The following is a 10,578-nucleotide window of genomic DNA, read 5'->3' as shown; positions in this document are numbered from 1 at the left end:
TCGCGTTCGTCGCATCCAAGTACGGACAACCAGGCCATCAGAGCACGTCCACGCACGAGTTACTCATCCCGCCGCGTGAGAACGCACGCGCCCTGGTGTCGAAAGATCTTAGACGACATCAGAACCGGGGTGTCTAGGCCAGAGAGGGCATTTGGCTCTAATTCGGCGCCACCTCTGCAAGTAGCATCACAAATTCCTCCATTGGAAGCCGAACCATAAGAATGAATATGACTGATATGTGCACGAGAAAAAGGATTCTCTCGCGCAGAGCATTCCTTGCCGCGACGGGCGCCACTGCGGGAGGTCTCGCAGCCATGGACATCTATCACATCGCGACAACTGAACAAAACATACCATCGGTAAAAGAATTCGTATCCTACATCACCAAGTTGTATGACTTGGCGAAGGATTACAAAAGCCGTCGATCACCGGATCGACTAGTCGCTGAGTTTTTACGCCATAAGGAATATAGTGGCTGGAAGTGGGGCCTTCTGATCGGTGCAGTGGATCACGGTTTCATTAAATATGTGAATGAGTCTGGGCTGCGCGTAATTGAATATTTTGCCGACCCTTACTACGGGATCCCCGTCAAGGTTTCACATTTTGGTGCGTCAACCAACGGCGTCTTAGTCACGGGCAAGCCCTCCGGTACGGTTACAAATGGGGGTGATGTCGCCGGCTGGGGTGGCGATCTCATCACGTTCTATGCCGAGTGGCGGCGGGACAGTCACAAGCAGCCGTCGGGGTACGAGTACTGCCTGGAGCGGCTGGCCAGAAAGGACATTCAGAGCACCTATATGTTGGATGACATGATTGAGGATGCGGACGGTTTTAATGTAGCCACGAAGGTACGTGCCGGTTCCACCATCGCCGACGAGGTGACATCTCTGTTCCTTGGTAAGCTTCCAGGTTATTTGGTACGCTTCGAGTCCTTTGTGGCGAATCGATTTGGAACCGAGGAGCACATCAAGGAAATCGTCAGGAATGCACTGCTTCCAAACCGTAACCCCGTCATCACTCTGGGGCGAAACTATCTCATCAACGAGATCGTTAGAAAGTCGGCCGCGCTACCCGAAAATATCCCAAGAGAAGACCTTGACGCATTCTGTTGTGGCTTCGCCGAGGTTCTCCGCCGTTTCCACGAGCCCGAGCCACTCGGTAAGCCGAGCATTCGAAGTTAGACGGTGTCCTATGTGGTGAGACGGATGAGTCGCTTGTAGCAGCACAAGGAGGGCGGCGAGGCCGAGAAAGGCCAGGTAGTTGGGTCGTGTCCCAGGGCTCCGGCAAAGTCGTCTGGTAGCCCTGTGACGTGGTGTTTTGCAGGTGGTTGAGGTGCGCAGGCGTCTTCCGGTCGGGTTGGATGGAGGTTCCTACGCCATCCGTCCGTCCGCCCAGGGAACAACGCCCGCGCCATGTCATCGTCGCGTATCTCCGTACCTGTTCGCGCGCCCGTCCCGGATCATGAGCTCCTCGTCGACCTGCTCGGCCGGATACCTGATCCGCGTCGGCGGCGCGGAATCCGCCATCCGGCAGGAGCTCTGATCGCGGTCGCTGTGTGCGCGGTCATGGCCGGAGCACGTGGCTTCACGGCGATCGGTGAATGGGCGCGGGACGCGGGGACGGTGGCCATGGCACGGCTGGGTCTGGAGCGGGGAGCGGGGAGCGGTGGACGAGTCGACGATGCGACGCCTGTTCGCGAGGCTGGACGCGGACCGTCTCGACGTCGTGCTGGGGGCGTGGGCCGCAACGCGGACCACACTCGTCGCGGGCCGACGGGTGATCGCGATCGACGGCAAGACTGTGAGGGGTGCTCGCGTCGGTGACGCCTCGGCCCCGCACCTGGTCGCCGCGCTCGCGCACGGGTCGGGCGCGGTCCTCGGCCAGGTCGCCGTGAGCGAGAAGAGTAACGAGATACCCGCGGCGCGGGACCTGCTGGAGGTCCTCGACCTGGACGGGACGGTGGTCACGATGGACGCGCTGTACACCCAGCACGACACAGCAGCGTCGCGGCGACCATCTCGGCCGCGTCCTTGGGGATCACGCCGAAGACATTGCGCAGGAAATGAAGCCGTAAGGAATCAACGTGTTGCTTCGGGGGCATCGGCTCGTTGGTCTGGTATGGCGATCACGGAAGCGATGCTGTCCCAACTCGACTGCTGTTTCTCGGTGTTGCTGCCTCATCTGAACGAGCGGCAACGGCGCTTAGCGGTGGCGGCCGAGGCGAGGCTGCTCGGTCACGGCGGAGTGCGAGCCGCCGCCCGGGCGGCCGGGATGAGCGAGACCACCGTGCGCCGAGGCGTCGCGGAGCTGGAGTCCGGAGCCGGGCCGCTGCCCGATGGGCGGACTCGCACCGCGGGGGGAGGCCGCAGGCCAGCCGAAATGGTCGCTCCGGGCCTGGTGGAGGCGCTGATGGCCCTGGCCGAACGGACGAGCGCGGCGACCCGGAATCCCCGCTGCGCTGGACGACGAAGTCGCTGCGGCACCTGGCCGAGGAACTGGGCCGACAGGGCCATCCGGTCTCCGCGCCGACGGTGGGCCGGCTGCTCAAGCAGGCCGGCTTCAGCCTTCAGGGCAACGCCAAGACCCTCGAAGGCAGCCAGCACCCGGACCGCGACGCGCAGTTCCGGTATCTCAACAAGCAGGTCAAGCAGCACCAGGCGGCCGGCGAGCCGGTGATCAGCGTGGACACCAAGAAGCGCGAGCAGATCGGCCGCCTGCCGATGGCCGGACGAGAGTGGCGCCCCAAGGCCCGGGCTCGACGTAATTCGACGGCCTGGAGTACCGAATCCGGGGTCTGACCTGCGTGGACATGGGTTTGGCCGCCTGGAGTGCGTTTCTCTAGGCGGCGGTATTCCTGCTGGTCAGCGGGGTGTGGGCTGAAGGTCGAGGACCTGCTTGGGGTGGGGGATGCCGAGTTTGGCGAGCAGGTCCGTCTGGGGCTTGGTGAGGCCGGTGACCTGCTGGAACGTGCCGGTGGGACCGGTGAAGGTCCCGGCGTGGAGGCGTTGGAGCTCGCGGCGGGCCTGGGCCCAGGTCGTGCCGGCCTGGGTCTCGACGATGCGGATGAGCAGGAGGGCGAGCCAGCAGAGGATGACGTGGGCGCGGATGCGTTCCTCGAGCCGGTGGTAGACGGGCCGCAGGTCGATGATCTGCTTCATGTCGCGCCAGCCGCGCTCAAGGAGCAAGCCGCAGTGCTGACATAGCCGAGACCAGCGCAGGGAATGCCCCTGTCATAGGGGTTGATGCCCTGTTGGCGCTGGTCGGAACGGTCCGCCGTTTGCTTGAGGGGCGGGTCGAGGCGGGTGAGGGGGGTGGGTCGCGATGGCTGGAGGAGATGCGGCCGTGCCCCCCAGTCCGGGCCCGCGGGAGCGGGTGCGCCGAGGTGGGAGTCGTTCCCGGAGGTGAACCGGGTGGTGGTGCAGCGCTTACTGGGTCTGCTGGTGGAGCGGATGGCGACGGCGGTACTGCCTGGGAGCGCGGACGGGGGTGGGGAGGATGACAGCGGTCGGGCTGCCGTGGGAACGGCTGGAGAGCAAGGTCCAGCCCTGGCACCGTGACCGGCTTGCGACCGTCTATGTGCGCCAGTCGACGGCCGGACAGGTCAGGGACCATCAGGAGTCCACGCGGCTGCAGTACGCCCTGGTCGAGCGGGCGGTCGCGCTGGGATGGCCGCCTGCTCGGGTGCTGGTGATCGACGAGGATCTGGGGCACTCCGCGTCCGGGATCGATGCGCGGCCCGGCTTCCAGCGGCTGGTGTCCGAGGTCGGGTTGGACCATGTGGGGATCGTGCTGGGGATCGAGATGTCCCGGCTGGCGCGCAGTGGCCGTGAGTGGCACCAGCTCCTTGAACTGTGCGCCCTGGCAGGGGCTTTGCTCGGGGACCCGGACGGCGTCTACGACCCCAGCGATCACAACGACCGGCTGCTGCTGGGCTTGAAGGGGACGATCAGTGAAGCATTATGCCGAGATCGGCATAAGGCCTCTTATGCGGACCCTGCCGTTATGCCGAGGTGGCGGCCGGGAGCCGTCGTGGTGACGGAGCCCGGCCGTAGGTGAGCGGCATAATCTACAGACCGTCGAGGAACGCCAGGGTGGTGTCGGCGGGTCGGTAGCGGCCCGGGATGGCGTCCTGCGGGGCGGTCCTGGCCAACGCCTGCTCCTTGAGCGCGAGGTCAGCATGGATGTAAATCTGCGTAGTCGCGACGTTTTCGTGCCCCAACCACAAGGCGATCACGGCGGTGTCGACGCCGGCGTGCAGCAGCCGCATCGCGGCGGAATGACGCATGACGTGGGGTGAGACCTTCTTGCCGAGCAGAGTCGGGCAGGAGCGTGTGGCGGTGGCCGCGTGCTTGGTGATGCGTCGCTCCAGCCCGTCGCGGCTCAGGGCCTCGCCTCGGCGTGCGGGGAACAGCGGGTCGGAGGGAAGGCCGCCACGTTCGTTCATCCAGTTCTTCAACGTGGCGACGGTGCTCACAGTCAGCGGGGTGATGCGCTGCTTGCGGCCCTTGCCCAGGCAGCTGACGTGCGGGCCGACGCCCAAATGCACGTCGCCCACGGTCAATCCGGTCAGCTCGCTGGCGCGGAGCCCGGTCTGGCAGGCCAGCATCAGTAGTGCATGGTCGCGTCGGCCGGTCCAGGTTGCCTGATCGCAGGCTTCGAGTAACGCGTTGATCTCCTCGTAGGTCAGGTAGGTGACCAGAGTGCGGTCGAAGCGCTTGGGTGGGATCGCCAGCACCCGCGCGATGACCGCGGCGTCCTCGGGACGCTGCAGAGCCGCATGGCGAAACAGCGAATGGATCGCGGCCAGGCGGGCGTTGCGGGTCCGGACGCCGTTGCCGCGGTCGGCCTCCAGGTGGTGGAGGAACGCACCGATCAACGGTGCGTCCAGGTCGGCGACATCCAGACGGGAGGGTGGCTTCCCGGTCTGGTCGGCGGCGAAGACCAGCAGCAGCTTGATCGCGTCGCGGTAGGCGGCGATCGTGTGGTCGCTGGCGTGGCGCTGCCGAACGAGACGGTCGGTGAAGAACGACTGCAGGAGCGGCGCGAGGGTGTTCATGGGTGACCTGCCAGGTGAGAGTCCAGGCGTTGTCCGGCCAGAGCCATCAGCTCCGGGGCGGCCGATAGATACCAGTAGGTATGTTTCGGATCGGTATGCCCCAGATACGTCGACAGCCGGGGCATCATGGCCGCCACGTCCACGTCCTCGCGGTACCAGTCCAGCACGGTGGACACCGCGAAACCGTGCCGAAGGTCGTGGATGCGCGGCCGGCAGGACGCCGAGCGGCGAGTGATGCCGGCCTGGCTGGCCAGTTGGGTGAAGACGAGCCCGATGTTCGAGTGCAGCAACCGGGCCCCGGTGGAAGACACCAGCAGAGCCGGGCATGCCGGATGCGGACGCGTCCGGTCACGAAGGTCCACGTAGCGTCGCAGGGCCTTGATCGTGCTCGGATGCAGCGGCACCAGACGGGACTTGTCGAACTTGGTGTGCCGTACCACCAGCAGCTCGTTGTCGAGGTCGAGGTCGGCGCTGTCCAATGCGATCGCCTCGCCGACGCGAAGGCCGCTGACCGCAAGCAGGCCGATCAACGTCTGGTAGGTGGCCGCTCGCAGTCGCGGACGCAGTCCGTCGGCCTCCCGCAGCAGCCCGAGGATCTCCGCCTCCGAATACAGATAGGGGGTGGCGCGGTCCGGCCCATGGCGGATCAGCCCGGCCGGGGGAACCTCGACGCTGGGGTCGATGCTGTGCAGATACGCGGCGAAGCCACGCACCGCAGACAGACGGATCGCCCGCCAGTTGCTCGAAGTTTCAGCGGGCAGCGCCGCCCAGGCCAGCGCGGACTCGGTGGTGGGCGTATGAACGCCGTGCTCATCGAGGTAGTCGACGAACTGGCCCAGCAGCCGTCCGACGTTGTGGAGCTTGAACCCCAGCATGCGGCGCAGGCTCAAGTAGTGGTCCAGTTCCAGGCGTAGAGACCGCAGAGTGCTCATGCCGCGTCACCGGGCCAGGGTCGGGCCAGTTGCCGCAGCGTCCGGTGGTCGACCTTCGCGTAGATCGCGGTGGTCAGCAGGCGCTGATGACGGAGCACCTGCCCGATCTCGGTCAGTGATCCGCCCGCGCCCAGCATCGCGGTCGCCGCGGAGTGCCGCAGCCGATGGGCGCCGATCAGGCCCAGTCCGGCCCGCCGGCCCGCGATGACCACCACGGTGGTGACGCCGTTGGAGGTCAGCGCCCGGTAGGGAGCCTGCGCGCGGACGAAGACGGTGCGGTCCTGCGCGCGCTCCGGACGCCCGTCGCGCAGGTAGTCGACGATGACTTCTCCGACATCGGCCGGCAGCGGTAAGCGGTCACAACGGTTGCCCTTGCCCCGCACGGTGATCTCACCGTGCCGCCAGTGGATGTCGGACAAGGCCAGTGCGGCGACCTCTCCGGCCCGCAGGCCGAGGCGGACGAGCAAGGTGAGGATCGCGAAATCCCGGCACCCGGTCGCCGAACCTCGATCGCAGGAGGCCAGCAGCGCTGCGACCTGCTCGTCCGGCAGCCCCTTGGGCAGGCCGGTCTGCGTCCAGCCGGGCACCGCCAGCACCGCCGTGGACAGCGGCTTCTCGATCAGGCCGCCGATATGGAGGAAACCGAGCAGGGACCGCAGCGCGGTCACTATCCGGCCCGCTGAACCCGGTCGCGTGCGGGACTGCTCCAGTACGAACGTGGTCACCTCACCCGCGTCCAACCCACCCAGGTCAAGGCGGCCCTCGGTCTCCGCCAGGCCGAGCAAGAATGGTCGAACCAGGCGTACATTCAGCTCGACGGTCGTAGTCGCCAGGCCCCGCTCGACGCTCAGGTAGTCCCGGTAGCGGGCCAACAGCACCTCCACCGGTGCCCTCGGCGCCGCCGGTGCCGCTGTCGGGGTCACCCCCAAGTTCCGCAGGTAGTCCAGCAGCGGTCGCAGGGACCGGCCGGTGACGGAGTTGACGTAGCCGAGCGCACGACGCTCGGCGAAGTAGGCGTCCACCGTGGCCTTCGTCAACTCCGAGGGCGCCAGGTGTTGCTCAAGCATCCAGCGGCTCAAGTGGGCCACCAACCGCACGTGCCCGGCCGCCGTCAGCGGCGTGTACCCCAGCCGCTCGAGATCAACTCGCAAGCCCTCTGCGTACGGAGCCAGCGGACCGCTCACTCGAGCCCAACACGGAACCGTCGTCATGATCGCCTCCTCTCGTTCAGGCCCCCAGCCAGGGCCGTACGACGAAAGGAACCAGCAGGACGATCCGGAACCTGCGAATATCTCCTTAAAACCCCACGATTATGCCGATCAATGCAACGGTGCCCGGGCCCTCCACCAGGGCAGCATCCCCATGGAGCGGCATAACGACTGGGTCCGCATAAGAAGCATTATGCCGAGATCGGCATAAGGCCTCGGCCATCGTCCTCTTCAGCCCCAGCAGGAGCCGGTCTTTGTGCTCTGCGGGGTCATAGACACCGTCCGGGTCGGCCAGCAGCGTCCCCGACAACACACACAGTTGTAAGGTCGGCCCGGGGCGCGGTACTGGCCTTGAGAGCAGCCCGTTTCCCCGGACCGCCTCCCGAACCCGCCGTGCAACTCGTCGCCGCAACGGGCTCTCCGCAAGTCCCGGTCAGGGGCGTGATGTTGTCCTCATGCCGCTGCCAGCGGCCAGGGTGAGGGGATCACCGATCCCCGGTATCGGTACCGAGTCGTGCGTACCAGCCCGGTGTGGAACAGCTCCCGCTCCTGGCCTCTGGGCCACCATCCACCGTCGCAGTAGCGGCGGCGGAGTTCCTTCCGGGAGATCCTGCGATGCTTGCGACGGATCCATCCGATGACCCGGCGCCAGACATAGGCGTCCAGGAACTGGAAGGTCACGCTCGACACCCCAGGGCGGAAGAACGCGGTCCATCCCCGCAGCACCGGATTGATCCGGAGCAGGAGGATGTCCAGCGGATGGTTCGTATCGACCTGTCGGCAGATCGTCTTGACCTTCGCCATGACGGCGCGGAGCGCCTTCCTGGACGGGTAGGTATAGACGTACTGCCGGTCCGTGCCCCGCTTGCGGTGACGCTGGATGCGCCAGCCCAAGAAGTCCAGGCCCTCGTCGATATGGGTGATCAGGGTCTTCTCCTCCGACAGGTGCAGGCCCATCCGGGCGAGCACCTGAGCGGCCTCCTCGCGCAGGATCTCGGCGTCCTTCCTGGTGCCCGCCACCATCAGCGCCCAGTCGTCCGCGAACCGGACCAGCCGGTGATTTGGAAGATCGAGGCGGCGGCGTTTGGCGCGCTCCCAGGACTTGGACGCCGGGCCTCCCGGCGCCTGGGCGAAGTGCTCGTCCAGGACGGAGAGGGCGACGTTGCTGAGCAACGGCGAAAGAATTGAACCCTGGGGAGTACCGGTGTCGGTGTCTTCCAGCGCGCCAGCCTCCGTGAGGATGCCCGCCTTCAAGAACGCCTTCACCAGCGTCAGGACGCGTCTGTCGCCGATCCGACCACGCACCCGGTCTAGCAACTCCGGATGCGAGATCTCGTCAAAACAGGCCCGAATGTCACCCTCAACGATCCACTCATAGGAGTGAGACGTGAAGTGCCGCACCTCGGACACCGCGTCATGGACCCGATGGTTGGGGCGGAACCCGTAGGAACGCGGGAGGAAATCCGCCTCGAAAATCGGCTCGAGCACCAGCTTCAAGGACGCCTGCACCACCCGGTCACGGATCGAACTCACCCCCAGGCGACGGCGCTTGGCCGTGCCCGGCTTCGGGATCAGCCGCTCCCGCGACGGCAGCGGCCGGAAGCTGCGGTCCTTCAACGAGGACCGCAGCTCGTCGAGGAATACCTCGACGCCCGGCCGCAGCGCGATGGACGAGGCCGTATGGCCGTCCACCCCGGCGGTCTTCGCACCCTTGTTGCTCCGAACCCGGTCCCACGCCATGAGCAGGAACGCGGGGTCGGCCACGAGGTTCATCAGGTCGTCGAACCGCCGATGAGGATCATCTACGGCCCAATGGTGCAGCTTGGTCTGGATCTCCAGTACCCGGCGCTCGGCCTTCATCAAGGCCCACTCCAGCTCGTCGGTATTCACCAACGTCCTCCCGGCATTCCAGCGTCCTTGCTGCTGACTTGCTGGCCCCTTCGCCGTGTACGCGCCTCTCGCGCGCTCGGACTACTACGGGGCCTCCGCCCCATCCACGGCCATCAGCCGGCAACGAGCCTGCCCACCACCGCACTGGAGGTTCGGCGGGAGGGCGACCGCGGATGGTTCCCACGTTCACTACGCATCGTTCGGCCAGGTCGGCGGCCAGCTATACCCCGGCAGCATCGCCACGCCTACGCCGCAGGCTTTCAACGTGGCCTCCTCACCGTCTGCTCGATCCGGCTTCGGAGTTGACCCGCCTAATCGAATCGGGTCACGTACTGCAATCCGGCCCATATCCACCAGGTTGGAGCCGGAGGCACCGTTACGGAGCTTCAACCACTGGTTCACTCACGTTCCGCCTTCTGACCTTGCTAGCCGGACCCGGACCGTCTGGCAGTGCCGACCCGTCCCGACGTTGTCGAGGCTGCTTCCCACCCTCCCCGGCGATCCCCGGCTCAGGCTGCCTCCAGCTTCACCCGACCGCTGCGACGGCCCGGCGGTGGAGCCCTTCCATCTCCACACGAATCTGTAGTACTTCGTGGCGCACCCAGCAACCGATGCCACTCGCGACCTGAACGCGACAGTCGGGACATCTCGATCCCCAGGGCCATCCCGACGTGATCGAGTCCGACCTCGGAGACCAGGCGCTGGAAACCGGCCCGGACCTGGACACCGGAGGCGGAAATGCCCCAGGTCATCGTCGATGACCACGACCCGGTCCGCCAACCAGCCTAGGTCCAGAGCCCGCTGGACCAGCCCGTACTGCAACCGGGTCGACTCTGCGTGATCGTGACCTGCTGCGGCGTCGACTGGCGGACATAGACCACGGCAAGCCGATCACGGTGCTTCCGCTGGATCTTGCCCTCAGCCCGCTCCCACGGAGCCGCCACCGCCACGGAGATCACCTTCGTCCCCGTCGTCCGGAGTCGCCGTCACCATCCGAGCGCGAGACCACCCAGCACCCCCACTGCCAACTGCCGGTTCAACTCCGGGAGACTCTCCCACGACGGCAACTGGGGGGCTCGCCGGCAACAGGTTCGTCCATGACGCCCCACCACCCTCATCGTCACTGGACCGCCGCTCACGCAACCACCGCACCGTCTCAGCGGCCCTGAACAGGCCACTTACCCCGATGACCGGCACATTCCCGTCCTCAGAGTCATCTGTGCAGGCATTACGGCTTGCTCCTTGAGCGCTAGCTTCAACCGGCTCAAGGGCTTCCGAGGAATCGCCACCAGATATGAGAAGACCGCCACTTCCTATGAAGCAGCGGTCACCCTCGCATCGTTCCTGATCTGGCCAAGATCGGTTTGAAGACGGACCCTAGCAGGGCTGGACAGCATTAGCCTCGATCTTGCATGAGGGTCCGTCAGCTTGCTGACGGACCCTTTCGGCTCGTTCAGGGCAGAGATTTCTCGGGTGGGCAGGCCGGTGGCCC

Annotated in this window: 8 protein-coding genes and 3 pseudogenes; 6 read left to right on the top strand and 5 right to left on the bottom strand. The window is 65.9% G+C overall.

Going from position 1 to position 10,578, the window contains the following annotated elements; all coding sequences use genetic code 11:
- Window positions 1-314 precede the first annotated feature (314 nt).
- From ABZ453_RS48975 to ABZ453_RS48960, 4 genes and pseudogenes are all read left to right on the top strand, one after another.
- On the top strand, window positions 315-1,181 hold the full coding sequence (locus tag ABZ453_RS48975; RefSeq protein ID WP_359026264.1) for a hypothetical protein: 867 nt from the start codon (window positions 315-317) through the stop codon (window positions 1,179-1,181).
- Window positions 1,182-1,412: 231 nt separating this feature from the next.
- Window positions 1,413-1,823, top strand: a complete 411-nt coding sequence (locus ABZ453_RS48970; protein ID WP_359026262.1) for a transposase family protein — start codon at window positions 1,413-1,415, stop codon at window positions 1,821-1,823.
- Window positions 1,714-1,944, top strand: a pseudogene (locus tag ABZ453_RS48965) (ISAs1 family transposase); the annotation flags it as partial. The gene ABZ453_RS48970 and the pseudogene ABZ453_RS48965, both read left to right, overlap by 110 nt.
- A gap of 192 nt (window positions 1,945-2,136) precedes the next feature.
- Window positions 2,137-2,744, top strand: a pseudogene (locus tag ABZ453_RS48960) (ISAzo13 family transposase); the annotation flags it as partial.
- 117 nt (window positions 2,745-2,861) lie between these two features.
- Here the strand turns inward: ABZ453_RS48960 and ABZ453_RS48955 are convergent.
- Complete coding sequence (locus ABZ453_RS48955) at window positions 2,862-3,185, bottom strand: hypothetical protein (protein WP_359026261.1); 324 nt, start codon at window positions 3,183-3,185, stop codon at window positions 2,862-2,864.
- 310 nt (window positions 3,186-3,495) lie between these two features.
- On the opposite strand from ABZ453_RS48955, the gene ABZ453_RS48950 reads away from it, so the two are divergent.
- The gene (locus ABZ453_RS48950; protein ID WP_359026259.1) at window positions 3,496-4,056 is read left to right on the top strand and encodes a recombinase family protein; all 561 of its coding nucleotides are present in this window, start codon (window positions 3,496-3,498) and stop codon (window positions 4,054-4,056) included.
- A gap of 10 nt (window positions 4,057-4,066) precedes the next feature.
- On the opposite strand, the gene ABZ453_RS48945 is transcribed toward ABZ453_RS48950, so the two are convergent.
- The 4 genes from ABZ453_RS48945 to ltrA all read right to left on the bottom strand — a co-directional run bounded on the left by ABZ453_RS48945 (window position 4,067) and on the right by ltrA (window position 9,086).
- Window positions 4,067-5,056, bottom strand: coding sequence for a tyrosine-type recombinase/integrase (locus ABZ453_RS48945; protein WP_359026257.1), 990 nt, complete (start codon window positions 5,054-5,056; stop codon window positions 4,067-4,069).
- Window positions 5,053-5,988, bottom strand: a complete 936-nt coding sequence (locus tag ABZ453_RS48940) for a tyrosine-type recombinase/integrase (RefSeq protein WP_359026255.1) — start codon at window positions 5,986-5,988, stop codon at window positions 5,053-5,055. Before ABZ453_RS48940 ends, ABZ453_RS48945 begins: the two co-directional genes overlap by 4 nt.
- A complete protein-coding gene (locus ABZ453_RS48935) occupies window positions 5,985-7,139 on the bottom strand; it encodes a site-specific integrase (protein WP_359026253.1) in 1,155 nt (384 codons plus the stop codon). Before ABZ453_RS48935 ends, ABZ453_RS48940 begins: the two co-directional genes overlap by 4 nt.
- Window positions 7,140-7,649: 510 nt before the next feature.
- Window positions 7,650-9,086, bottom strand: coding sequence for a group II intron reverse transcriptase/maturase (ltrA, locus tag ABZ453_RS48930; protein WP_359026251.1), 1,437 nt, complete (start codon window positions 9,084-9,086; stop codon window positions 7,650-7,652).
- A 1,254-nt stretch (window positions 9,087-10,340) separates the two neighbouring features.
- Between ltrA and ABZ453_RS48925 the strand changes: the two are divergent.
- Window positions 10,341-10,454: pseudogene (locus ABZ453_RS48925) on the top strand (IS5/IS1182 family transposase); the annotation flags it as partial.
- Between the last annotated feature and the right edge of the window lie 124 nt (window positions 10,455-10,578).

Origin of the sequence: Streptomyces sp. NPDC005799 (assembly GCF_040630525.1) — a bacterium.
Lineage (GTDB): Bacteria > Actinomycetota > Actinomycetes > Streptomycetales > Streptomycetaceae > Streptomyces > Streptomyces griseorubiginosus_B.
This window is presented reverse-complemented; position numbering and strand designations above follow the sequence as displayed.

What these genes read in the sequence shown, in the direction of transcription:
- ABZ453_RS48940 (WP_359026255.1), bottom strand. Translation starts at nt 5,988, where the DNA reads ATGAGCACTCTGCGGTCTCTACGCCTGGAACTGGACCACTACTTGAGC.
- ABZ453_RS48975 (WP_359026264.1), top strand. Translation starts at nt 315, where the DNA reads ATGGACATCTATCACATCGCGACAACTGAACAAAACATACCATCGGTA.
- ABZ453_RS48945 (WP_359026257.1), bottom strand. Translation starts at nt 5,056, where the DNA reads ATGAACACCCTCGCGCCGCTCCTGCAGTCGTTCTTCACCGACCGTCTC.
- ABZ453_RS48970 (WP_359026262.1), top strand. Translation starts at nt 1,413, where the DNA reads ATGTCATCGTCGCGTATCTCCGTACCTGTTCGCGCGCCCGTCCCGGAT.
- ABZ453_RS48950 (WP_359026259.1), top strand. Translation starts at nt 3,496, where the DNA reads ATGACAGCGGTCGGGCTGCCGTGGGAACGGCTGGAGAGCAAGGTCCAG.